Source organism: Pseudomonas sp. MONT-RG-20F-20-E-7-02, from assembly GCF_022662395.1.
In the GTDB taxonomy this organism is placed as follows: domain Bacteria; phylum Pseudomonadota; class Gammaproteobacteria; order Pseudomonadales; family Pseudomonadaceae; genus Aquipseudomonas.
In genome coordinates this window covers 246,484-271,222 of sequence record NZ_JAKNQN010000008.1, presented here as the reverse complement: position 1 = coordinate 271,222, position 24,739 = coordinate 246,484, and the positions used below count along the sequence as shown (strand labels likewise).

The following is a 24,739-nucleotide window of genomic DNA, read 5'->3' as shown; positions in this document are numbered from 1 at the left end:
TCCATCATTCTTATTCGGCTGATTCTACAGCGGCAATCATGCGCACCACATCAACCGTCTCGGCGACGTCATGCACACGCAAAATACGCGCGCCCTTGGTCACGGCAAGCGCCGCCAACGCCAGACCACCGTAAAGCCGCTCGCCGACAGGACGGTTCAGGGCCAGACCTATCATGCTCTTGCGCGAAACGCCGACCAACAGGGGCCGACCAAGGGCGTGCAAGGATTCGATATGCTTGAACAGACTCAAATTGTGCTGCAGGGTCTTGGCGAAGCCAAACCCGGGATCAAGGATGATCTTTTCGGCCGCAATGCCCACCGTGGCGCATTGAGCGATCCTTTCAGCCAGAAAGCCACTCACCTCGCCAACAAGGTCATCGTAGTGTGGGCTGTCCTGCATATTCCCGGGCTCTCCGAGCATATGCATCAGGCACACAGGAAGACCGGTTGCCGCCGCTGCATCAAGGGCACCATCGCGTCGAAGGGCTCGCACATCATTGATTAAGCCCGCCCCAAGGCGCGCCGTCTCACGCATCACTGCCGGGGTCGACGTATCAACCGAGATGATCACATCCAACTCGCGAGCAATAAGCTCGACTATTGGCGCCACTCGCTCAAGCTCCTCCAGGGGAGAAACCACACGAGCACCGGGACGAGTCGACTCGCCACCCACATCAATCAACGTGGCGCCGGCCAGAACCATCGCTTCGGCATGACGCAGTGCGGCATCCAGCTGGTTGAAACGGCCACCATCGGAGAAGGAATCGGGGGTTACGTTAAGAATGCCCATGACATGCGTATGGGCCAAATCAAGAACCCGGTTGCCGCAAGGCAACCGGGTGGAGGACAACACAGAAGTCATTTCAAACCTTAGTGGTCAGCTGCCGGGCCACCGATCGGGCTTTCAGGGCGTTCGTTCTGTACTACCGGCGGAGTTCCCGAAGTACCCGAACCACCTTCCCAATCGCGAGGCTCACGCGGTGTGCGACCCGCCATGATGTCGTCGATCTGGTCGGCATCAATGGTCTCGTACTTCATCAGCGCATCAGCCATGGCGTCCAGCTTGTCGCGGTTGTCGGTCAGGATCTGCTTGGCCGTGCCGTAGCACTGGTCAATGATGCTGCGCACTTCGGAGTCGATCAGCTTGGCTGTCTCACCGGAGAAGCTCGCGCTTTGACCGCCACCGCCACGACCCAGGAACACTTCACCTTCTTCCTCGGCATACATCAAAGGACCGAGTTTTTCCGACAAGCCCCACTTGGTCACCATGTTCCGCGCAATCTGGCTGGCACGCATGATGTCGTTGGAAGCACCGGTGGTCACACCGTCAAAGCCCAGGGTCATCTCTTCGGCAATTCGACCACCGTACAGCGAGCAGATCTGGCTGATCAGCGCACGCTTGGAGAGGCTGTAGCGATCCTCCTCCGGCAGGAACATTGTGACACCCAATGCTCGACCACGAGGGATGATCGACACTTTGTAGACCGGGTCGTGCTCAGGCACCACGCGACCGACAATGGCGTGACCGGCTTCGTGATAAGCGGTGTTCTGCTTCTCTTTCTCGGACATGACCATGGATTTGCGCTCAGCGCCCATCATAATCTTGTCTTTCGCCAGTTCGAACTCTTTCATTTCTACGATGCGCTTGCCGGTACGGGCTGCGAACAACGAAGCCTCGTTCACCAGGTTGGCAAGGTCCGCACCGGAGAAGCCTGGCGTACCACGGGCAATCACGGCCGGAGCCACGTCGTCACCCATCGGCACTTTGCGCATGTGCACTTTCAAAATCTGCTCACGACCACGAATGTCCGGCAGGCCAACCACAACCTGGCGGTCGAAACGGCCTGGACGCAGCAGCGCAGGGTCCAAAACGTCGGGACGGTTAGTGGCAGCGATGACGATGATGCCGTCATTCATTTCAAAGCCGTCCATCTCCACCAGCAACTGGTTGAGGGTCTGCTCACGCTCATCGTGACCACCGCCCATGCCGGCACCACGATGGCGACCAACGGCATCGATTTCGTCGATGAAGATGATGCAAGGCGCGTGTTTCTTGGCCTGCTCAAACATATCGCGAACACGGCTGGCACCGACACCGACGAACATCTCGACGAAGTCAGAACCGGAAATGGTGAAGAAAGGCACCTTGGCTTCGCCGGCAATCGCCTTGGCCAGCAAGGTTTTACCGGTACCCGGAGGACCGACCATCAGTACGCCACGAGGAATACGGCCGCCCAAGCGCTGGAATTTGCCCGGATCGCGCAGGAACTCAACCAGCTCGCCGACTTCTTCCTTGGCTTCGTCGCAACCAGCAACGTCAGCCAGGGTGGTCTTCACCTGATCTTCGGAGAGCAGGCGTGCCTTGCTCTTGCCGAAACTCATCGGCCCGCCCTTGCCTCCCGCACCACCTTGCATCTGGCGCATGAAGAACATGAACACGGCGATAATCACCAGGATCGGGAAGCTGGCCACCAGGAGTTGAGTCCAGATGCTCTGCTGCTCAGGCTGCTTGCCCTCAACGACCACGTGGTTATCTACCAGGTCGCCGATCAGACCGTTGTCCTGGATTGCCGGACGGATGGTCTTGAAGCTGTCGCCATCGTTGCGCTTGCCGGTAATCACGTAGCCATCAACCGCTACGCGCTCGACCTTGCCATCCTTAACTTGCTGGATGAAGTCGGAATAGTTGAGGGTCTGCGGCTCGTTAGGGCTGGAGAAGTTGTTCATCACCGTCACCAGGACTGCCGCGATGATCAACCACAGGATCAGATTCTTTGCCATATCGTTCAATTAACTACCCTCTGAAGCAAGCTCCGCTACTGGCGCGTGCTTCGCATGATATTCACCGGCCTAACTTACTACATTACCTACAACTCTGGCAGGCGCCGTCTGTAACCCTTTGTGAAACTTTGACTACACAATATTCGTAAAGCTTCGTGTCGAAAGCGATATAAAAAAACCTATCGCCCCGCTCAAATTCCTCAAAAACGCTCTTCGCTCGCTGCCCCTTCAACACCGCGGAAGCCACGGCACAGCAGGTATTGCTCGCGAGACCTATCCCGGGAAGAGTCAGGCTTGCGCGTTTGCACCTTGTCGAACAACTTGCGGATGTTCTTGTGGTACTCGTCAAAACCTTCGCCCTGGAAGACTTTCACCAGAAAATCACCCCCAGGACGCAACACCCGACCCGCCAAATCCAGCGCCAGTTCACACAGGAACATTGCGCGCGGCATATCGACAGCCGGTAATCCACTCATATTGGGGGCCATGTCGGAAATCACAAGGTCTACCTGCGAATTTCCCACCGCTTCAAGAATCTGTGCGAGCACGGCGTCCTGGGTAAAGTCGCCATGAACAAAGGTCACATCGGGGATGCTGTCCATTTCCAGGATGTCGGAAGCGATCAAGCGACCCTGCCCACCAATCAGACGACTGGTCACTTGGGACCAGCCACCGGGGGCCGCGCCAAGGTCAATAACGCTCATGCCCGGACGGATCAATTTGTCCTTGTCCTGGATCTCCAGCAGCTTGTAGCTGGCCCGCGAACGGTAGCCGTCCTTCTGCGCCTTTTTGACGTAAGGATCGTTGAAATGCTCTTGCAGCCACTTAAGGCTAGTTTTGGAACGGGCCACGGGCCACCTCGAAAAATAAAACGGGTCGTGATTAACTGGGCGGTCCCGGACTCGCTCGGGTAAACTGGCCGCCGCTTTTTACAAGATCAGACGCAGGGGTCAGATTATGCCGCTCACTCAAGAGCAGAAGAAACAGTACAAATCCATTGGCCACCATCTGAAACCAGTTCTGATTGTGGCAGACAACGGTTTGACTGAAGGTGTGTTAGCCGAACTTGAACGCGCATTGGGCGATCACGAACTGATCAAGATCAAGGTCAACATCCTTGACCGCGAAGCGCGTTTGGCCGCCATTGCAGAACTGTGCAAGGTCGGCAAAGCGGATCTGGTTCAGGTCATCGGCAAGATGGCGCTGCTGTATCGCAAGAACTTCAGCGTCAACAAGCAACTGTCGAACGTACACCGCTTCAAGTAACAAAAAGGGTCACGGGCGTGCTTCGCGCGCCCCGCCACTCCATCCCGGGGCCGGCTGTATCACCAGCACCAGGCCGGAGAACCCTAGCACAAGATAGCTGAAAAGCTGCCAGCGCAACGCTTCCGGCAGCCACACATGCACCACGCAAAACATTGCGCATGCATACAGCGCCATCAACAGCAGTTGGCCGCGAATATCCCGCCACAAACTCCCCAAGCCTTCGGCCTTGATCAGCACCAGCACCTGGAGCGTCACGCACGCCGCCGCAAAACCCACCAGCAGCGCACTCAGCAATCCGTCGATCTCATCGATCAGCAACGGCGCCAGGCCAATCAGGCCCAGCGTCGGCAATATACCAATGTGCAACAACCACACGCCGCCAACCCAAAGCATCTGGGCTAGCTGCCAAAGCATGGCGCCCGCACGAAGCGGGCGCCGTCTTTCAGATGTGACGAACTTCAACAATCTCGTACTCGATTACGCCACCAGGCGTTTTCACAGCCACCACGTCACCCTCTTCCTTGGCAATCAAGGCACGGGCGAGTGGCGAGCCGACGGAGATTTTGCCGAGTTTGAAGTCGGCTTCGTCTTCACCCACGATGTGGTAAACAACGCGCTCATCGGTCTCGACGTTGGCGATTTCCACGGTAGTACCGAAAATAACCTTGCCGGTATGCGGGATGGTCGTGACATCGATGATCACCGCATTCTGCATACGGCCTTCGATGTCACGGATACGCGCCTCAACCATACCCTGCTGCTCGCGAGCAGCGTGGTATTCAGCGTTTTCCTTCAAGTCGCCCAGCTCGCGGGCCGTCCCGATGTCCTGGCTCAGCTTCGGACGGACGACCTTGGTCAGATGGGCGTGTTCCTCTTCCAGGGCCTTGGCGCCCTGGACGGTCATTGGGTATTTGGTCATGCCTTCAATCCTGCGTGTAGATCCTGCAAGCGGCGCACGGTCTTTTCCGGACCGAACTTGAGCGCTTCGCAGATGGCTTCGCCAGCAGCAATGGTAGTGGTGCAGTAGATCTTGTGCTGCAAGGCATTACGACGAATGGAGTAGGAGTCCGCGATCGACTGGCGACCTTCGGTGGTGTTGATGATCAAAGTGACTTCGTCATTCTTGATCATGTCGACCACGTGCGGACGGCCTTCCGTCACCTTGTTCACGCGACGCACTTTCAGGCCGGCAGCTTCGATCAGCTTGGCGGTCCCGGCGGTGGCCACGATTTCAAAGCCCAAGTTGATCAGATCACGGGCCACGCCTGCAACCAGTGGCTTGTCATCATCACGCACGCTGATAAACGCAGTACCACCGGTCGGCAACACTTCGCTGGCACCCATCTGAGCCTTGGCGAACGCCTCACCGAAGGTATCGCCCACGCCCATCACTTCACCGGTGGACTTCATCTCTGGGCCCAGGATCGGGTCCACACCAGGGAACTTGGCGAAGGGGAACACCGCCTCTTTCACGCTGTAGAAGTTCGGAATGATTTCCTTGGTGAAGCCGATTTCCTTCAAGGTCTTACCAGCCATCACGCGGGCAGCGATCATCGCCAGGGACACACCGATGCACTTGGATACAAATGGCACGGTACGCGAAGCACGCGGGTTGACTTCAATGACGTAGATGTCTTCGCCTTGCAGCGCCAACTGAACATTCATCAGGCCGACAACGCCCAGCTCCAGGGCCATTTTCTTGACCTGTTCGCGCATCTCGTCCTGGATGTGCGCCGGCAGCGAGTACGGCGGCAGCGAGCATGCGGAGTCACCGGAGTGAACGCCGGCCTGTTCGATGTGCTGCATGATTGCGCCGATCACCACATCGGTGCCGTCGCAGACAGCATCCACGTCCATTTCGATGGCGCAGTTGAGGAAGTGGTCCAGCAGCACTGGGCTGTCATTGGACACTTTCACCGCATCGCGCAGGTAACGCTTGAGCTCTTCTTCTTCGTAAACGATTTCCATCGCACGGCCGCCCAGTACGTAGGACGGACGCACCACCAGCGGGTAACCGATCTTGCTGGCTGCGCGGATGGCTTCGTCTTCGCTGCGCACGGTAGCGTTTGGCGGCTGACGCAGGTTCAGGCGCTCAACCATTTGCTGGAAGCGCTCACGGTCTTCGGCGCGGTCGATGGCGTCAGGGCTGGTGCCGATGATCGGTACGCCGGCAGCTTCCAGAGCGCGAGCCAGTTTCAGCGGGGTTTGGCCGCCGTACTGGACGATCACGCCTTTTGGCTTCTCGACGCGGCAGATTTCCAGCACGTCTTCCAGGGTTACCGGCTCGAAGTACAGGCGGTCGGAAGTGTCGTAGTCAGTGGAAACGGTTTCCGGGTTGCAGTTGACCATGATGGTCTCGTACCCGTCTTCGCGCAGGGCGAGAGCGGCGTGTACGCAGCAGTAGTCGAACTCGATGCCCTGGCCGATACGGTTCGGACCGCCGCCGAGGATAATGATCTTGTCGCGACCCGACGGCGCGGCCTCGCACTCTTCCTCGTAAGTGGAGTACAGGTAGGCGGTGTCGGTGGCGAACTCGGCCGCGCAGGTGTCAACGCGCTTGTAGACCGGGAAGATTTCCAGCTTGTGGCGATGCGTGCGCAGGTTTTTCTCGGTCACACCCAGCAGCTTGGCCAGACGCTGGTCGGAGAAACCTTTGCGTTTGAGGCGGAACATCAGGTCGCGGTCGATAGAGGACAGACCGAGGGTCTTGACCTTCTCTTCTTCCTTGATCAGATCTTCGATCTGTACCAGGAACCACGGGTCGATCATGTTCATGCCGAAGATGTCTTCGACGGTCATGCCGGCGCGGAAGGCGTCAGCGACGTACCAGATACGCTCAGCGCCCGGCACAGTCAGCTCGCGCTTGAGCACGCTCATGCTTTCCGGATTGCTCAGGTCGAGCTTCTCGTCCAGGCCGCAAACACCCACTTCCAGGCCACGCAGGGCTTTCTGCAGGGACTCCTGGAAGGTCCGGCCGATGGCCATGACTTCACCCACGGATTTCATCTGGGTGGTCAGGCGCGCGTCAGCCTTGGCAAATTTCTCGAAGGCGAAACGTGGCAGCTTGGTCACGACGTAGTCGATCGACGGCTCGAAGGACGCCGGCGTAGCGCCGCCAGTGATTTCGTTTTGCAACTCATCCAGGGTGTAACCGATCGCCAGCTTGGCAGCGATGCGCGCAATCGGGAAGCCGGTAGCTTTCGATGCCAGCGCCGAAGAGCGCGATACACGCGGGTTCATCTCAATCACGACCATGCGGCCGGTGTCCGGGCAGATACCGAACTGAACGTTGGAACCGCCGGTTTCAACGCCGATCTCACGCAGTACCGCCAACGAGGCGTTACGCATGATCTGGTATTCCTTGTCCGTCAGGGTCTGAGCCGGAGCAACGGTGATCGAGTCGCCGGTGTGCACGCCCATCGGGTCGAAGTTTTCAATCGAGCAGACGATGATGCAGTTGTCCTTTTTGTCGCGGACAACCTCCATCTCGTACTCTTTCCAGCCGATCAGGGATTCGTCGATCAGCAGTTCCTTGGTCGGCGACAGGTCCAGACCGCGAGCGCAGATTTCTTCGAACTCTTCACGGTTGTAAGCGATACCGCCACCGGTGCCGCCCATGGTGAAGGACGGACGAATGATGCACGGGAAACCCAGCTTCTCGAGGACCGCATTGGCCTCTTCCATGCTGTGGGCGATACCGGAACGCGGGCAGTCAAGGCCGATGGACTTCATGGCCTTGTCGAAACGCGAACGGTCTTCAGCCTTGTCGATGGTATCGGCGTTGGCACCGATCATCTCTACGCCGAACTTTTCCAGAACGCCTTCGCGCTCCAGGTCCAGGGCGCAGTTCAGTGCAGTCTGACCACCCATGGTCGGCAGCAGTGCGTCCGGGCGCTCCTTCTCGATGATCTTGGCAACGGTCTGCCACTTGATCGGTTCGATGTAGGTGGCGTCGGCCATGTCCGGGTCGGTCATGATGGTGGCCGGGTTGGAGTTCACCAAGATGACGCGGTAACCCTCCTCGCGCAGGGCTTTACAGGCCTGGGCGCCGGAGTAGTCGAATTCGCAGGCCTGGCCGATCACGATCGGGCCAGCGCCGAGAATCAGGATGCTTTTTATGTCTGTACGTTTTGGCATGGGTTTGTCACTCAAATCCGCAGGTCAGTCGGCAAGCCGTCTTGAACAATCTTTGAAGAGCCTGCGGGGGCCACCGACACTCGGGGCCGCCCGCACGCCACTCAGTCAGCGTCGCTTGGCCATCTCATTGATGAAACGGTCGAACAGCGGCGCTACGTCGTTCGGGCCCGGGCTTGCTTCAGGGTGGCCCTGGAAGCTGAACGCGCTCTTGTCGGTGCGTTCGATGCCTTGCAGGGAACCGTCGAACAGCGACTTGTGAATCGCACGCACGTTAGCCGGCAAGGTCGCTTCATCCACCGCAAAGCCGTGGTTCTGGCTGGTGATCATCACCACGCCAGTGTCCAGGTCTTGCACTGGGTGGTTGGCACCGTGATGGCCATGGCCCATTTTCAGGGTCTTGGCGCCGGAGGCCAGGGCCAGCAGTTGGTGACCGAGGCAAATACCGAACACCGGGATCTCGGTTTCCAGCACTTCCTTGATGGCCTGGATGGCGTAGTCGCATGGCTCCGGGTCACCCGGGCCGTTGGACAGGAACACGCCGTCCGGTTGCAGGGCCAGTACGTCGCTGGCCGGCGTTTGCGCCGGTACGACGGTCACGCGGCAGCCGCGCTCAACCAGCATGCGCAGGATGTTGTACTTAACGCCGTAGTCATAAGCGACCACGTGATAAGGCAACTCGCTGGCTTCGATGGTCGCATGGCTGTCGGTCTTCAAGTCCCAGACAGTGGAGCGCCACTCATACTTCTCTTTGACGCTGACAACTTTCGCCAGGTCCATGCCTTTCAGGCCAGGGAAGCCTTGCGCTGCAGCAATCGCTGCTTCTTCGGAAATATTGTCACCGACCATGATGCAGCCGTTCTGCGAGCCTTTTTCACGCAGGATGCGCGTGAGGCGGCGCGTATCGATACCGGCGATCGCCACAACGTTGTTGGCTTTCAGGTAATCGGACAGCGACATCGTGTTACGCCAGTTGCTCGCAACCAGTGGCAGGTCACGAATCACCAGACCGGCCGACCAGACACGATCAGACTCGACGTCTTCCGGTGTAGTACCGGTGTTGCCGATGTGCGGATAGGTCAGGGTAACGATCTGCTGGGCGTAGGAAGGATCAGTAAGGATTTCCTGATAGCCGGTCATGGCAGTGTTAAACACTACCTCTCCAACGGTTTGACCGTCGGCTCCAATGGCTTCGCCGCGAAAAATGCTGCCATCAGCAAGGGCGAGTATGGCTGGCTTAGTCAAGAAGACCTCCCGTAAATAAAGCCTGAAAGGGCGATCGCAGGTTGTAAAAAAGCGGAGTGACGTATGGACACGTCACCCCGCTTCTTCACTGAATTATTCTGCGCGCTTTTAGTGGACACACTAAAGCTGTAGCTTACAGAAAAAGGCTTTTTTGGTCCACCGCTAATGAGCCTTAAAGGCAGGGGAATGCGACAGGACGTCGCTTAGCGGGTAAAAACGGGGCCTCAGGATAATCCTGAGGCCCCGTTTTAGCTACTGATTAGTGCAGATCCAGCACATCACGCATGTCATACAGCCCTGCCTCGCGACCTTCCAACCAGAGCGCGGCACGTACCGCGCCCTTGGCGAAGGTCATGCGGCTTGACGCTTTATGCGTGATCTCCAGGCGCTCACCTTCCGTGGCGAACAGCACGGTGTGATCGCCGACCACATCACCGCCGCGCACAGTGGCGAAGCCGATGGTGTCACGCGCACGCTCACCGGTATGCCCTTCACGGCCGTAAACAGCGACTTTCGACAGGTCACGCCCCAGCGCGTCGGCGATCGCCTCACCCATACGCAACGCAGTACCCGACGGCGCATCGATCTTGTGACGGTGATGGGTTTCGATAATCTCGATATCCGCCTCATCGCCCAGCACACGCGCCGCCAGGTCCAGCAACTTGAGCGACAGGTTCACGCCGACACTGAAGTTGGCCGCGAAGACGATCGGAATATCCTTGCCCGCCTCGACCAGCAACTGCTTCTGCTCAACGCTCAAGCCCGTGGTACCGATCACCATGGCCTTGCCCGCCTTGCGGCAGAACGCCAGGTTTTTCAGCATCACTTCCGGCAGGGTGAAGTCGATCAGCACGTCGAACTCATCAGCCACCTGCTCGAGGTTACCCGACAACGACACACCGATACGCCCCAGCGAGGCCAACTCACCGGCATCCGCACCGATCAACGTGCTGCCCGGACGAACGATCGCCGCGGTCAGCCCGGAGGCCGGCGAGCGCTGCTGCACCGCCTCTACCAGCGTCTTGCCCATGCGCCCGGCAGCGCCCATTACGGCTATACGTCGCATACTCACTTCCTTACAGGTCGCCGAAGAAGCGCTTCACACCATCGAAAAAACCGGTGGTTTTCGGCGAATGGGAGTCATCGCCTTCCAACGAGCTGCGGAACTCTTCCAGCAGTTCGCGCTGACGACGGCCCAGGTTGACGGGTGTTTCCACCGCTACGCGGCACATCAGGTCACCAGCACCGCCACCGCGCACAGGCGCAACGCCTTTGCCTCGGATACGGAACTGCTTGCCGGTCTGCGTACCTTCGGGAATCTTGAGCTTGACCCGACCGTCCAGCGTCGGAATCTCCAACTCGCCACCCAGGGCCGCGTCGACAAAGCTGATCGGCACTTCACAGAACAGGTGCTTGCCGTCGCGCTGGAAGATCGAGTGCTCGCGCACATTGATCACCACATACAGGTCGCCCGTAGGCCCACCCTGAGTCCCCGCCTCACCTTCGCCCGACAGGCGAATGCGGTCACCGGTATCCACGCCCGCCGGCACTTTGACCGAGAGGGTCTTGTACTCTTCGACGCGGCCTTCGCCGTGGCAGGAATCGCATGGATCGGAAATGATCTTGCCCTGGCCATGGCAACGCGGGCAGGTCTGCTGCACCGAGAAGAAGCCCTGCTGCATACGCACTTGGCCAATACCGCCGCACGTCGGGCAGGTAATCGGCGAGGAGCCTTTCTTGGCACCCGAGCCATCGCACGGCTTGCAATTGACCAGCGTCGGCACCCGAATATTGACGGTGGTGCCGCGCACGGCCTCCTCCAGGTTCAATTCCAGGGTGTAGCGCAGGTCACTGCCGCGCTGGGCGCCGCCACGCTGACCGCCACGGCCACCGCCGAAGAAGTCGCTGAATACGTCGCCGAAAATATCGGAGAAATTCTGACCGCCAAAACCGGCACCGCCGCCGCCCATGCTTGGGTCAACGCCGGCATGGCCGTACTGGTCGTAGGCCGCGCGCTTGTTGGGATCAGACAGGCACTCGTAGGCCTCATTGGCCTCTTTGAACAGCTCTTCGGATTCTTTGCTATCCGGATTACGGTCCGGGTGGTGCTTCATCGCCAGGCGACGGTAAGCCTTTTTCAGGTCCGCCTCGCTGGAGCCGCGCTCCACACCCAACACTTCGTAATAGTCACGCTTTGCCATAAGTCTTTGCACTCTTAAGGACGTTCGGCGAGACCCTCCTGAGCCTTGCCAAACTCGTTGAGCCCCAATACAGGCCCGGACCCAACTCACGTCAATTCAACGATCCTGGTCATTACTGCTTTCAGCCAGGGACCCGGCCAAAAACGCGGTGACTGTCGCCAGGAAGCAGGAGCATTCCCGATCACACCGCCAACATCCGAACCTTGTCGCATGTTGTAAAAATTCGCATACCCCAGACACGCCAACGCGGGAGCAAGCTCCCGCGCGGCGACATCCTACCAGTCACCGCTTGATAGCGGTCAACCGGGCGACCAACTTACTTCTGGTCTTTGACTTCTTCGAACTCGGCATCGACAACGTCGTCGTGCTTGGCTTCAGGCTCTGCGTGTGCAGCACCCTCTGCCGGCTGGCCTTGTTCGGCGTACATTTTCTGAGCAACCGGCGCGGAGACCTTCGACAGTTCCTCAATCTTGGCCTCGATGGCAGCCTTGTCGTCGCCTTTGATAGCGGCTTCCAGGGCAACCACAGCAGCTTCGATCGCGGTTTTCTCTTCAGCAGTCACTTTTTCGCCCGCGTCGGCGATCATTTTGCGCGTCGAGTGAACCAGGGCATCACCTTGGTTACGGGCGCCGGCCAGCTCGGCAAACTTGGCATCCGCATCAGCGTTGGCTTCAGCATCACGAATCATCTGTTGAATTTCTTCATCAGAAAGACCGGAGTTCGCCTTGATGGTGATCTTCTGCTCTTTGCCGGTGGCCTTGTCTTTAGCGCCTACGTGCAGGATGCCGTTGGCGTCGATGTCGAAGGTCACTTCAATTTGTGGCACGCCACGTGGTGCTGGTGGAATCTCAGCCAGGTCGAACTTGCCCAGGGACTTGTTCTGAGCGGCTTGCTTACGCTCACCTTGCAGCACGTGAATGGTCACAGCGCCCTGGTTGTCGTCGGCAGTCGAGAACACTTGCGATTTCTTGGTAGGAATCGTGGTGTTTTTCTCGATCAGCGCAGTCATCACGCCACCCATGGTTTCAATACCCAGGGTCAGCGGGCTGACGTCCAGCAGCAACACGTCTTTCACGTCGCCGGCCAGTACCGCACCCTGGATAGCAGCACCCATGGCAACAGCTTCGTCCGGGTTCACGTCTTTACGGGCTTCTTTGCCGAAGAACTCGGTAACCAGCTTCTGAACCAGTGGCATACGGGTTTGACCGCCGACCAGGATCACGTCGTTGATCGAACCCACGTCGATACCGGAGTCTTTCAGCGCGATGCGGCAAGGCTCGATGGTACGTTGAACCAGGTCTTCAACCAGTGCTTCCAGCTTGGAGCGCGAGATCTTCACGTTCAAGTGCTTAGGACCGGTAGCGTCTGCAGTGATGTACGGCAGGTTCACGTCGGTCGACTGTGCGGAAGACAGCTCGATCTTGGCTTTCTCAGCGGCTTCTTTCAGACGCTGCATGGCCAGCGGGTCACCTTTGAGGTTCATGCCGCTTTCTTTCTTGAATTCGTCAACGAGGTAGTCGATCAGACGAATGTCAAAGTCTTCACCACCCAGGAAGGTGTCACCGTTGGTGGCCAAGACTTCAAACTGGTGCTCGCCGTCCACTTCAGCGATCTCGATCACGGAGACGTCGAAAGTACCGCCACCCAGGTCGTAAACGATCACGGTGTGGTCGCCCTTGGCCTTGTCCATACCGTAAGCCAGAGCGGCTGCGGTTGGTTCGTTGATGATACGTTTTACGTCCAGGCCCGCAATGCGGCCGGCGTCTTTGGTCGCCTGGCGCTGGCTGTCGTTGAAGTAGGCCGGAACGGTGATCACCGCTTCAGTCACTGCTTCACCGAGGTAGTCTTCGGCGGTTTTCTTCATCTTTTTCAAGATTTCAGCCGAGATTTGCGGCGGCGACATTTTCTGGCCGTTTACTTCAACCCAGGCGTCACCGTTGTCAGCCTTGGCGATTTTGTAAGGGACCATCTTGATGTCTTTCTGCACGACTTCTTCGTCGAACTTACGACCGATCAGACGCTTCACCGCGTACAGGGTGTTATGCGGGTTGGTTACAGCCTGACGCTTGGCCGACTGACCGACGAGGATTTCACCGTCGTTGGCGTAAGCAATGATCGACGGCGTGGTACGCGCGCCTTCGGCGTTTTCGATAACTTTAGCAACACCGTTTTCCAGCACGGAGACGCAGGAGTTGGTAGTCCCCAGGTCGATACCGATAATTTTGCCCATGATTTACTCTCCCGAAACTTTAATTTGGTTGCCGCAGCAGTGGTGGCTAACTGCGGTAGCACTTAAACGCTTGACTTATAAATGGGGGCCTTGCGGCGGATTTCAAGCCTGCTCATCAATAGAAGGTGCAACAGGTGCAGGAGCCTTGCTCACCACCACCATTGCCGGGCGCAGCAAGCGACCGTTGAGCTGGTAACCCTTCTGGAATACTTTCAATACGCTGTTCGGCTCAAGGTCATGGCTTTCCTGCATGGCCATGGCTTGATGATGCTCTGCATTGAACGGCTCGCCGCCTTGCGGATCGATGGCTTCCAACTGATAACGCTTCAGGGTGTCCTGGAACATTTTCAGGGTCAGCTCGATCCCTTCGCGCATTGGGCGGATGTTTTCGTCGTCCGGGTTGGACAATTCAAGGCCACGCTCCAGGCTGTCGATGATCGGCAGCAGGTCATTGGCGAATTTTTCCAATGCGAATTTGTGAGCTTTCTCGACATCCTGCTCGGCGCGGCGGCGGACGTTCTGCAGATCGGCGGCAACACGCAACGATTGATCCTGCGCAGCAGCCAATTGCTCTTCGAGCACTTGCACACGAGTCGCCAGTTCATCACCGGCAGCCGAATTGGCGTCTGGAGTTTGCGTATCCTGCGTCTGTTCGTCAGCCATAGATTTCTCCTTTCAAAATCATGCGCGAACTCAACTCGCGCTTCTGTTCCGGTATATGGGGCCACAATTTCCAGGTTCAAGAGCGCAAGCGTTACCAAAAGTCTTTCACCTGCCATGGATCAATTCCTGCGCGCTCATTCCCCATCGCGCTAAAAAAGCAACTCAATCAAGCAAATCGAGCTAAGCCTCAGGATTGTCAGCCCCAAACAAAACACTGTATAAATAACCAGACCTAACACCTGGGAGCGCCGTCATGCTCGTGCATCTGTCTGTACATAACTACGCCATCGTTGAACATCTGGACCTCGAGCTGGATCGCGGAATGAGCGTAATCACAGGCGAAACCGGTGCCGGCAAGTCGATCATGCTCGACGCCCTGGGCCTGACGCTCGGCGACCGAGCCGACAGTGGCGTAGTGCGCCCCGGCGCGGACAAGGCCGATATCCTGGCCACCTTCGACCTGGCGGACATCCCCGAAGCCGAAACCTGGCTGGCCGAGCGCGACCTTAATAATGAAGGCCTGTGCATCCTGCGCCGCGTTATCACTGCGGAAGGGCGCTCACGTGGCTATATCAATGGCACGCACTGCCCCCTGGGCGACTTGAAAGCCCTGGGCGAGTTGCTCATCGATATCCACAGTCAGCATGAACACCAGTCCCTGCTAAAAACCGACACCCATCGCCGCCTGCTCGATGAATACGCCGGCGCCACCGACCTGGCCCGACAGGTCCAGCTTGCCGCCCAGCGTTGGCGCCAGACCCGCCAGGAGCTGGAGCGTCTCTCCAACTCCGGCGACGAGCAGCGCGCCCGCCATCAATTACTGAGCTATCAGCTTGAAGAGCTGGAAAGCCTCGGCCTGGGCGAAACCGAGCTGGAGCAGTTGGAGCAGGAACACAAGAACCTCACCAACGCCGAGACCTTGCTGGGCATTTGCCGCCAAGTGGTAGAGCAATGCAGCGAAAGTGATTCAGGCAATGTGCTTAACGCGCTGACGGCGAGCCTTAATCGCCTGTCCAGCGTGAACAACGCCTCCGGCTCGCTGAATGAAGCCACCACGCTGCTGACCAGCGCACAGATCCAGGTCGAAGAAGCCGTAGGAGAGCTGAACCGCTTCCTCGATCACTTCGATGCTGACCCGGCTCGCTTGCAGGAGATAGAAGAACGCCTGGATACCATCTACACCCTGGCGCGCAAACATCGCATCCAGCCCACCGAAGTGGCGACCATGCAGCAAAAACTGCTGGATGAAATCGAAACCCTTAACGCCAACGACGAATCCATTGAGCGCTTGGGCGACGAACTCGCGTCTTTCGCCCGGCATTACCACGAGAAAGCCCGCGAACTGAGCGAGCTGCGCCAACAAGCCGCCACAAGCCTGGCCAATGCCGTAGAGCAGGAGATTCAGCGCCTGGGCATGCCCGGCGGGCGCTTCACTATCGAACTGCATGCCAACACCAGCAACGAACTGCAACCTCACGGCCTGGAGCAGGTAGAGCTGCTGGTCAGCGCCAACCCTGGCCAGCCGCTCAAGGCCCTGGCGAAAGTGGCGTCTGGTGGCGAGCTGTCGCGGATCAGCCTGGCGATCCAGGTGATCACCGCACAGACCTCTCGCGTCCCCACATTAGTGTTCGATGAAGTAGACGTGGGTATCGGCGGGCCGACTGCGGAGATTGTTGGCCAATTGCTGCGCCGTTTGGGGGAACGCGGTCAGGTCTTGACCGTGACTCACTTGCCACAAGTGGCCGCCCAGGGGCATCAACATTTATTTGTACATAAAGTACGCGGCAGCGATGCGACGCACACCGCTGTATCGAAGCTGAATAAATCGGAACGCGTGGAAGAAGTGGCACGAATGCTCGGAGGCATCGACCTGACCAAAGAATCTTTGGCCCACGCGAAGAAAATGGTCGTGGCAGCCAAGGCTTAACCCCACATTTTCTTCTATTTAGAAAGCACGAAGGCGACCCTAGGGTCGCCTTCAATCGTTTTGCAGAGCAAATCTGCGTCGATTTTTACTTTTTCTTACGAATGTAAAGAACCAGATTATGGTCCACCAAATCGAAACCATGCTGCTCAGCGATCTGGTGCTGGAGCTTCTCGATTTCCGGACTGGTGAACTCGATAACCTCATTGGTATCCAGGTCAACCATGTGATCGTGATGACCACCGTCAGCCAATTCGAACACCGCATGACCGCCGTCGAAATTATGACGAACCACCAGCCCTGCGGCTTCAAACTGGGTCAGCACACGGTAAACCGTGGCCAGGCCAACGTCCTCGTTAGACTCCATCAGCGCCTTGTAAACATCCTCGGCACTCATGTGGCGCTGCTCAGCAGAATCGAGCATTTGTAGAATCTTGACTCGTGGCAGAGTCACTTTAAGACCGGCTTTGCGTAGTTCGCTATTTTCAACCATGGTTAGCTTTCTCGCGGATGCTGCTTCGCAGCTTCTCTTAATACGGGTATGATCGGCGTTTACGTTGTCCCAGCCAAGATAGTGGAAGTCGCCCACCGATGCAAAACACCAAGCTCTTGCTAACCAGTTTCACCCTTGTGGGACTGCTCGCACTCGCCGGTTGTTCATTCCCCGGGGTTTACAAAATCGACATCCAGCAGGGCAATGTCGTCACGCAGGACATGATAGACCAGTTACGTCCGGGAATGACCCGACGGCAAGTACGGTTTATCATGGGCAATCCCCTGCTGACCGACACTTTTCATGCCGATCGCTGGGATTATCTCTACAGCATCCAGCCTGGTGGCGGTGAACGCCAGCAGGAGCGCGTCAGCGTCATCTTCAATGGCAATGACCAGCTTGTCAGCCTGTCCGGTGACTTCATGCCCGGTGTAAGCCGTGATGAAGCCTTGCTGGGCAAGGACAACGGCACCAACGTGACTGCGCCTGCGCAGGAAGCGGAGAAGCCGAAGTCCGAGGTTCCGGCCAAGCCTGGCTCCTTGCTGGATCAGATCCAGAAGGACGTCGACGGCGTGCAAACCGTTCCAGTCCCGACGCCACAGCCTCTGGACACCGCCCCGCAGTAATTTTGCGGCGCACAACAAAAAGCCCGGCATGCCGGGCTTTTTGTTGCCTGCCGATTGGCAGAATCAAGAATTGCGTTGCTTGGCCATCGCCGCCTTGACCGCGCGCAGCCTGCGCACTTCTTTAGGGTCTGCCAGCAAGGGCCGATAAATCTCAATACGATCACCCGGCTGCACGGCGCGCGCATCCGCATCGGCAACCACTTTACCGAATACCCCCAAGGGGCAATCAGCCAGCGTCAGTTGCGGAAACTGCGCTGCAATTCCCGACGCCTGCACCGCCGCCCTCAGGCTCGTGCCCGACGGCACCGTCACCGCCAACAGGACCTGGCGATCCTCAGCGGCATACACCACTTCAATCTCAACCATGCAGTTGCTTGGCCCGCTGACAAAATGCATCCACCAAGGTATTGGCAGCCTGATTGAACAAAGGCCCCAACGTCGCCCGCACGATGGGCCCCGCGTAATCAAAGGACAAATCGAGGCTTATCTTACAGGCCTTGTCAGTCAGCGCCTTGAATACCCACACACCGTGCAGTTGGGTGAACGGCCCCTCCTGCAGGTTCATTTCAATGGATTGCCCAGGCACCAGGATATTGCGTGTAACAAAATGCTGACTCATACCCGCCTTGGCGACGCCGACACTGGCAACCATATGCTCGTCACTGCTCTCCAGCACCTCGGCGGCAGAGCACCACGGCAGGAATTCCGGGTAACGCGCCACGTCGTTGACCAGGTCATAGAGCGCCTGTGCCGGATAAGGCAGTAAGGCCGAACGTTGAATGTGCGTCGTCATGTGCGCGTTACTTCCACTGCTGAGGCAAACATCGCGAAAGAACAGCCCAATCCGCGAGAGAAAAAAACCGAAGAACTGCCGGTATTGTCCGGGATTCGTCCAACACGCTCAAGCACGCAGGTTGACCGTAGCCGACACGCTCGCAACTCCCTATAATGCCGCCCCTATGGCTAAACAAAAGAAACACCCCACAGGGACCATCGCGCAAAATAAAAAGGCGCGACACGATTACTTCATCGAACATCGGTTCGAGGCTGGTCTGGTCCTGGCCGGCTGGGAAGTAAAAAGTCTGCGCGCCAGCAAGCTGCAACTGGTCGACAGCTACGTATTGCTCAAAGATGGCGAGGCCTGGCTGCTCGGCAGTCATATCACCCCGCTGACCACCGCGAGCACCCACGTGATTGCCGACCCGGTGCGCACGCGCAAGCTATTGCTCAACGCACGCGAACTGGAAAAGCTCGCCGCCGCCGTACAGCAGAAAGGCTATGCCTGCATCTGCCTGTCCTGGTATTGGAGCAAGCACCTGGTCAAGTGTGAGATCGCACTGGGCAAGGGTAAAAAGGAATACGACAAGCGCGATACCGAGCGTGAACGCGACTCCAACCGTGAGCTGCATCGCGCCGTGCGCAACAAGGGCAAGGAAGAGTAATCCTTGTGACAATGTAGCCTTGGGTGAACACCCCGGGCTACATGCCTTTACGCCGCTCCGCCCGAGCCACGCGCTGAACTTCCTGACGCACTTCTTCCAACACTTCCTGCACATACAGCAGGTGACGTGTTGAGACTTCTCGCGCCTGCTCGGCCCGCCCCTCAATAATCGCCAGGTACAAATCCCTATGCTGACTGATCAGCATGTCGCGGGTTTCCGTACGCTGCTGGTACATGCCGCCGATGTTGGTCACCACATTACGCTTGAGCAGGTCGAACAACCCGCGAATGGTGTGCAGCAACACGGCGTTATGACTGGCCTCGGCAATGGCCAAGTGAAACCGCGCATCCGCCGCACCCTCTTCCGCCCGGCTCACTTCATCAACGCGCGTGTAGCAATCCTGTAACGCCTCAAACGCTGCGGTCAAACGCTCGCGGTCGACCTCGGTGGCGCGCTGCGCGGCGTAATATGCACATGACGCTTCAAGGGTCTGGCGAAATTCCAGCAGGTCACGCTGAGCCTCGGGGTTATTTTCCAGAAGGTGCAGCAGCGGGTCACTGAACGTCGACCCCAAGGAATCCGCCACATAGTTGCCGCCGCCCTGGCGGCTGACCAGCAACCCCTTGGCCGCCAGTTTCTGGATCGCCTCACGCAACGATGGGCGCGACACGCCAAACTGCTCAGCCAGAGCGCGCTCGGCCGGCAAGCGCTCGCCCGACTTCAGCGTGCCCTCAAGGATCATGCCCTCGAGCTGCTCGACGATATCGTCAGACAAACGGCGCTGCCGCACCTGATCAAACCCCATAACTCACTCTCCACAATCCCGACCACTCGCCGGGCCCTCTATTCTGGCCTATCGCCGCGCTGGCGGCACCTATCAGAACGCCTTCGATTGATCAGATCAGATCCACTCTGCGAGCCACCCGCGCCCCCTGTTTCGAAAGCGGCAAATTGACACACCCCACCCAAGGCTTTTACTCTAGCCGACAGCGACTGTAAATTGGTCTTACCAATTATCCAAGCTGACCAAACAACAACAATCAGGGGCCACCCCATATGCAAACCTGGCAACAGCTCTACAGCCCTCTGGGCAGCCTCGGCCTGTCCGCACTGGCCGCCGTTATTCCGATCGTGTTCTTCTTCCTCGCGCTGGCCGTTTTTCGGCTCAAAGGCCACGTCGCCGGCAGCATCACCTTGGCGCTGTCGATCCTGGTAGCGATCTTTGCCTTCCAGATGCCCGTGGACATGGCGCTGGCTGCTGCCGGTTATGGATTTGCCTACGGCCTGTGGCCTATTGCGTGGATCATCGTTGCGGCCGTATTCCTTTACAAACTGACGGTCAAGAGCGGCCAGTTCGAGATCATCCGCAGCTCGGTTTTGTCGATCACCGACGACCAACGCTTGCAGGTCTTGCTGATCGGCTTTTGTTTCGGCGCGTTCCTGGAAGGTGCCGCCGGTTTCGGTGCGCCCGTGGCCATCACCGCTGCACTGCTGGTCGGCCTGGGTTTCAACCCACTGTACGCCGCCGGCCTGTGCCTGATCGCCAACACCGCGCCAGTGGCCTTCGGCGCACTGGGCATTCCGATCATTGTCGCCGGGCAAGTCACCGGCATCGACGCGTTTAAAATCGGCGCCATGACCGGTCGCCAGCTGCCACTGCTGTCGCTGTTCGTGCCGTTCTGGCTGGTGTTCATGATGGACGGCCTGCGCGGCGTTCGCGAAACCTGGCCAGCCGCACTGGTGGCCGGCCTGAGCTTTGCCGTCACTCAATACTTCACCTCCAACTTCATCGGCCCGGAACTGCCGGACATCACCTCAGCCCTGGCCAGCCTGATTGCTCTGACGCTGTTCCTGAAAGTCTGGCAACCCAAGCGCACCGCAGGCGCGCAGATTGCCGGCGCCACGTCCAGCGCCGCGGTTACCGCCAGTGTCGGCGGCTTCGGTCAGCCGCGCCAAACAGTCGCTTCGCCCTACAGCCTGGGGCAGATTTTCAAGGCCTGGTCGCCGTTCCTGATCCTGACCGTATTGGTCACCATCTGGACCCTCAAGCCGTTCAAAGCAATGTTCGCGGCGGGCGGTTCGATGTACAGCTGGGTCTTCAACTTTGCGATCCCGCACCTGGATCAATTGGTGATCAAAGTCGCCCCCATCGTTACCAACCCGACGGCAATCCCCGCCGTGTTCAAGCTGGACCCGATTTCAGCCACCGGCACCGCAATTTTCTTTTCCGCATTGGTTTCGATGCTGGTGCTTAAAATCGACGCTAAAACTGGTCTTACCACTTTAAAAGAGACCTTCTACGAGCTGCGCTGGCCGATTCTGTCGATCGGCATGGTGCTGGCGTTCGCCTTCGTCACCAATTACTCCGGCATGTCTTCAACCATGGCGCTGGTACTGGCTGGCACGGGCGCGGCTTTCCCGTTCTTCTCGCCTTTCCTCGGCTGGCTGGGGGTTTTCCTGACGGGCTCCGACACCTCGTCCAACGCCCTGTTCAGCTCGCTGCAAGCCACCACCGCGCACCAGATCGGCGTCAACGACGTGTTGTTGGTCGCCGCCAATACCAGCGGCGGCGTGACCGGCAAGATGATCTCGCCGCAGTCGATCGCCGTGGCCTGTGCGGCTACCGGCCTGGTCGGCAAAGAATCTGATCTGTTCCGCTTTACCCTCAAGCACAGCCTGTTCTTCGCCACCATCGTCGGGCTGATCACGCTGGCGCAGGCCTACTGGTTCACCGGTATGCTGGTGCACTGAGACCTGCACGCAATAGGGTAAGAATCGACGCCGGACAACCATGCCGGCGTCTGCTATTTCTGGAGGACCGATGAGCCTGCCTGCTGCTTTCCTGAGCGACGTCGCACAACTGATCCCGAAAGATCGCCGCTTCGACGATCCACTTTCCACCCTCGCCTTCGGCACCGACGCCAGCTTTTACCGACTCATCCCACAGCTGGTGATTCGCGTCGAGTCGGAGGACGAAGTGGTGGCACTGCTGCAATTGGCCCAGCGTGATCACGTGTCCGTCACCTTCCGCGCGGCGGGCACCAGCTTGTCCGGTCAAGCCATCAGCGACTCGGTGCTGATCGTGCTGGGTGACAACTGGAATGGCCGCGAGATTCGCGGCCAAGGCACGCAGATTCGCCTGCAACCCGGCGTGATCGGCGCACAGGCCAATGCCTGGCTCGCACCGTTCGGGCGCAAGATCGGGCCGGACCCGGCGTCGATCAATGCCTGCAAAATCGGCGGCATCGTCGCCAACAACGCCAGCGGCATGTGCTGTGGCACGGCGCAAAACACCTACCACACCCTGGCCGGTATTCGCCTGGTACTGGCTGACGGCAGCCGCCTGGATACCGAAGACTCCGCCAGCGTCAGCGCATTTCGCCATCAACACGGCGCGCTGCTTGAGCGCCTGGCCACACTCGGCCGCGAGACGCGGGCAAACACTGAATTGGCCGCCAAAATCCGCCACAAATACCGTCTGAAAAATACCACCGGCCTGTCACTCAATGCCTTGGTGGATTTTGACGAGCCCCTGGATATTCTCAGCCACCTGCTGGTCGGTTCCGAAGGCACCTTGGGCTTTATCAGTGCGGTGACGTACGACACGGTGATTGATCCCCCGAACAAGGCGTCAGCGCTGATTGTGTTTCCGGATGTCGAGACCTGCTGCAACGCCGTTACGGTGCTCAAGTCCCAACCGGTCTCGGCCGTCGAGTTGCTCGACCGGCGCAGCATGCGCTCGGTACAGGACAAACCGGGCATGCCCGCTTTCGTACAGCAGCTATCAGAAAATGCCTGCGCGCTGCTGATCGAGTCCCGCGCTGCGTCGCCGTCATTGCTGCACGAACAACTGGCGCTGATCATGGCGTCGCTGGCGCGGTTCCCTGTTGAAAAACAGGTCGATTTCACCGAAGACCCAACCGAAAACGCGCGCCTGTGGGCCATCCGCAAAGACACCTTCCCCGCCGTCGGCGCCGTGCGCAAAACCGGCACCACGGTGATCATCGAAGACGTGACCTTCCCGGTCGAGCAGTTGGCCATCGGCGTGAACCGCCTGATCGAACTGTTCGACAAACATCACTACGACGAAGCCATCCTTTTCGGACACGCCCTGGAAGGCAATCTGCATTTTGTGTTCACCCAGGGCTTCAACAGCAGCGAAGAAGTCGCACGCTACCAAGCATTCATGGACGACGTAGCTCAGTTGGTGGCGGTGGAGTTCGGCGGTTCGTTGAAAGCCGAGCACGGCACCGGCCGCAACATGGCGCCGTTCGTCGAGCTGGAATGGGGCAGCGACGCGTATCAGTTGATGTGGCAGCTCAAACGCCTGCTCGATCCGAACGGCATTCTCAACCCCGACGTGGTGCTTAGCGAAGACCCGCAAATTCACTTAAAACATCTCAAGCCATTGCCTGCCGCCGACGAGATTGTGGATAAGTGCATCGAGTGCGGTTTCTGCGAGCCGGTCTGCCCATCGAAGGGCCTGACCTTGAGCCCGCGCCAGCGCATTGTGATCTGGCGCGACATTCAGGCGAAGAAACGCGCAGGCGTCGACACCACCGAATTGGAAGCCGCCTACCACTACCAAGGCATCGACACCTGCGCCGCCACCGGGTTGTGCGCGCAACGCTGCCCTGTAGGCATTAATACCGGCGACCTGGTGAAAAAGCTGCGCGCACGTGATGCCGACCGTACGAAAACTGCCGACTGGCTGGCCAGCCATTTCGCCACCGCGTTGCAAGGTGCGCGGTTTACCCTGCATGTCGCCAATGGCGCGCGCATGCTCCTGGGCGCGCCGCGCCTGGCCAAGTTGTCTGCCACGGTGACCAAACTGTCCAAGGGCCACATCCCGCAGTGGACCAACGCCATGCCGCAGCCGGAAAAAGCCATTCGCTTCAGCCCGGCCGTGGCCGATGAGCGACCACGGGTGGTCTACCTCGCAGCTTGCGTCTCACGCGCCATGGGCCCGGCGGCGGGTGATAAAGAGCAGATGTCGCTGTACGACAAAACCCGAGGCCTATTGGAAAAAGCCGGTTACCAAGTCGTGTTCCCCGACAACCAGGACAGCCTGTGCTGCGGCCAGCCCTTCGCCTCCAAAGGCTATGCCGAACAGGCCGAACACAAACGCCAGGAACTGATCGGCGCGCTGCTCCACGCCAGCCGTGGCGGCCTCGACCCGATCTATTGCGACACCAGCCCGTGCACCCTGCGATTGGTGCAAGACCTCGGCGAAACGCGTCTGGACCTCTACGACCCGGTGCGTTTTATCCGCACCCACCTGATGGACCGCCTCGACTTCACACCGCAGGAAGCGCCCATCGCCGTGCACGTCACCTGCAGCACCCAGCACCTGGGCGAAAGCCAGGCATTGATTGATCTCGCGCGGCGCTGCTCAAAAAACGTGGTAATCCCGGAAGGCATCCACTGCTGCGGCTTTGCCGGCGACAAAGGCTTTACCACGCCGGAACTCAACGCCCACTCACTGCGCTCGCTCAAGGACGCGGTGCAATATTGCAGCGAAGGCATCTCCACCAGCCGCACGTGCGAGATCGGCCTGAGCCAGCATGGAGGCATTGATTATCACGGCTTGGTGTACCTCGTGGACCGGGTCACCCAGGCGCGGGCGCATTAAATAGCCAATGAAACCGAACCCCTGCGCGCCGGCGTAGTCATCTGCATAGGCCTCGTTGAACGAGGCTCATCAGTGATGTCACTGGCAGCCCTTGAACGCCAG

Annotated in this window: 21 protein-coding genes; 6 read left to right on the top strand and 15 right to left on the bottom strand. The window is 58.7% G+C overall.

All coding sequences use genetic code 11. The features are described from left to right. Window positions 1-10: 10 nt before the first annotated feature. The 3 genes from folP to rlmE all read right to left on the bottom strand — a co-directional run bounded on the left by folP (window position 11) and on the right by rlmE (window position 3,632). On the bottom strand, window positions 11-862 hold the full coding sequence (gene folP, locus L8I05_RS23360) for a dihydropteroate synthase (protein WP_242171706.1): 852 nt from the start codon (window positions 860-862) through the stop codon (window positions 11-13). Between the two features lie 8 nt (window positions 863-870). Continuing rightward, window positions 871-2,781, bottom strand: a complete 1,911-nt coding sequence (ftsH, locus tag L8I05_RS23355) for an ATP-dependent zinc metalloprotease FtsH (RefSeq protein ID WP_242171705.1) — start codon at window positions 2,779-2,781, stop codon at window positions 871-873. A gap of 200 nt (window positions 2,782-2,981) precedes the next feature. Next, window positions 2,982-3,632, bottom strand: coding sequence for a 23S rRNA (uridine(2552)-2'-O)-methyltransferase RlmE (gene rlmE, locus L8I05_RS23350; RefSeq protein WP_032862906.1), 651 nt, complete (start codon window positions 3,630-3,632; stop codon window positions 2,982-2,984). Between the two features lie 106 nt (window positions 3,633-3,738). On the opposite strand from rlmE, the gene L8I05_RS23345 reads away from it, so the two are divergent. Further along, complete coding sequence (locus L8I05_RS23345) at window positions 3,739-4,047, top strand: YhbY family RNA-binding protein (protein ID WP_017139256.1); 309 nt, start codon at window positions 3,739-3,741, stop codon at window positions 4,045-4,047. Window positions 4,048-4,056: 9 nt separating this feature from the next. Here L8I05_RS23345 and L8I05_RS23340 read toward each other — a convergent pair whose 3' ends face one another. The 8 genes from L8I05_RS23340 to grpE all read right to left on the bottom strand — a co-directional run bounded on the left by L8I05_RS23340 (window position 4,057) and on the right by grpE (window position 14,520). After that, complete coding sequence (locus tag L8I05_RS23340) at window positions 4,057-4,461, bottom strand: MFS transporter (RefSeq protein ID WP_159959951.1); 405 nt, start codon at window positions 4,459-4,461, stop codon at window positions 4,057-4,059. 28 nt (window positions 4,462-4,489) lie between these two features. After that, window positions 4,490-4,966 (bottom strand): transcription elongation factor GreA, encoded by a 477-nt coding sequence (gene greA, locus L8I05_RS23335; RefSeq protein WP_083356716.1) that lies wholly within the window; start codon window positions 4,964-4,966, stop codon window positions 4,490-4,492. Next, on the bottom strand, window positions 4,963-8,184 hold the full coding sequence (gene carB / locus L8I05_RS23330) for a carbamoyl-phosphate synthase large subunit (protein ID WP_122719988.1): 3,222 nt from the start codon (window positions 8,182-8,184) through the stop codon (window positions 4,963-4,965). The genes greA and carB overlap by 4 nt, the downstream gene beginning before the upstream one ends. Before the next feature lie 105 nt (window positions 8,185-8,289). Further along, window positions 8,290-9,426 (bottom strand): glutamine-hydrolyzing carbamoyl-phosphate synthase small subunit, encoded by a 1,137-nt coding sequence (gene carA / locus L8I05_RS23325; RefSeq protein ID WP_122774187.1) that lies wholly within the window; start codon window positions 9,424-9,426, stop codon window positions 8,290-8,292. A gap of 259 nt (window positions 9,427-9,685) precedes the next feature. After that, window positions 9,686-10,492, bottom strand: a complete 807-nt coding sequence (dapB, locus tag L8I05_RS23320; protein WP_177017996.1) for a 4-hydroxy-tetrahydrodipicolinate reductase — start codon at window positions 10,490-10,492, stop codon at window positions 9,686-9,688. A gap of 10 nt (window positions 10,493-10,502) precedes the next feature. Continuing rightward, window positions 10,503-11,627 carry a molecular chaperone DnaJ gene (dnaJ, locus tag L8I05_RS23315; protein ID WP_177017997.1) on the bottom strand — a complete coding sequence of 375 codons (1,125 nt, stop codon included), beginning with the start codon at window positions 11,625-11,627 and terminating at the stop codon, window positions 10,503-10,505. A 316-nt stretch (window positions 11,628-11,943) separates the two neighbouring features. After that, window positions 11,944-13,857, bottom strand: coding sequence for a molecular chaperone DnaK (gene dnaK, locus L8I05_RS23310; protein WP_242171704.1), 1,914 nt, complete (start codon window positions 13,855-13,857; stop codon window positions 11,944-11,946). 102 nt (window positions 13,858-13,959) lie between these two features. Further along, window positions 13,960-14,520 carry a nucleotide exchange factor GrpE gene (gene grpE, locus L8I05_RS23305; RefSeq protein ID WP_017139264.1) on the bottom strand — a complete coding sequence of 187 codons (561 nt, stop codon included), beginning with the start codon at window positions 14,518-14,520 and terminating at the stop codon, window positions 13,960-13,962. Between the two features lie 253 nt (window positions 14,521-14,773). Between grpE and recN the strand changes: the two genes are divergently transcribed. Further along, window positions 14,774-16,447, top strand: coding sequence for a DNA repair protein RecN (gene recN, locus L8I05_RS23300; RefSeq protein WP_242171703.1), 1,674 nt, complete (start codon window positions 14,774-14,776; stop codon window positions 16,445-16,447). An 85-nt stretch (window positions 16,448-16,532) separates the two neighbouring features. Here recN and fur read toward each other — a convergent pair whose 3' ends face one another. Beyond that, on the bottom strand, window positions 16,533-16,937 hold the full coding sequence (gene fur, locus L8I05_RS23295; RefSeq protein WP_017139266.1) for a ferric iron uptake transcriptional regulator: 405 nt from the start codon (window positions 16,935-16,937) through the stop codon (window positions 16,533-16,535). Between the two features lie 98 nt (window positions 16,938-17,035). On the opposite strand from fur, the gene L8I05_RS23290 reads away from it, so the two are divergent. Beyond that, window positions 17,036-17,563: an outer membrane protein assembly factor BamE gene (locus tag L8I05_RS23290; protein ID WP_053258086.1), complete on the top strand. Its 528-nt coding sequence runs from the start codon at window positions 17,036-17,038 to the stop codon at window positions 17,561-17,563. Between the two features lie 63 nt (window positions 17,564-17,626). Here L8I05_RS23290 and L8I05_RS23285 read toward each other — a convergent pair whose 3' ends face one another. Beyond that, complete coding sequence (locus tag L8I05_RS23285; protein WP_242171702.1) at window positions 17,627-17,929, bottom strand: RnfH family protein; 303 nt, start codon at window positions 17,927-17,929, stop codon at window positions 17,627-17,629. Next, a complete protein-coding gene (locus tag L8I05_RS23280; RefSeq protein ID WP_159959962.1) occupies window positions 17,922-18,356 on the bottom strand; it encodes a type II toxin-antitoxin system RatA family toxin in 435 nt (144 codons plus the stop codon). Before L8I05_RS23280 ends, L8I05_RS23285 begins: the two co-directional genes overlap by 8 nt. 166 nt (window positions 18,357-18,522) lie before the next feature. On the opposite strand from L8I05_RS23280, the gene smpB reads away from it, so the two are divergent. After that, on the top strand, window positions 18,523-19,005 hold the full coding sequence (gene smpB / locus L8I05_RS23275; protein ID WP_003176160.1) for an SsrA-binding protein SmpB: 483 nt from the start codon (window positions 18,523-18,525) through the stop codon (window positions 19,003-19,005). Window positions 19,006-19,042: 37 nt separating this feature from the next. Here smpB and L8I05_RS23270 read toward each other — a convergent pair whose 3' ends face one another. Continuing rightward, complete coding sequence (locus L8I05_RS23270) at window positions 19,043-19,810, bottom strand: FCD domain-containing protein (RefSeq protein ID WP_177017999.1); 768 nt, start codon at window positions 19,808-19,810, stop codon at window positions 19,043-19,045. Between the two features lie 251 nt (window positions 19,811-20,061). Between L8I05_RS23270 and L8I05_RS23265 the strand changes: the two genes are divergently transcribed. Together L8I05_RS23265 and L8I05_RS23260 are read left to right on the top strand one after the other, a co-directional pair. Further along, entirely contained in the window at window positions 20,062-21,756 is a 1,695-nt protein-coding gene (locus L8I05_RS23265; RefSeq protein ID WP_242171701.1) for a lactate permease LctP family transporter, read from the top strand. Window positions 21,757-21,826: 70 nt separating this feature from the next. Next, window positions 21,827-24,637, top strand: a complete 2,811-nt coding sequence (locus L8I05_RS23260) for an FAD-binding and (Fe-S)-binding domain-containing protein (protein WP_242171700.1) — start codon at window positions 21,827-21,829, stop codon at window positions 24,635-24,637. The last annotated feature ends 102 nt before the right edge of the window (window positions 24,638-24,739 follow it).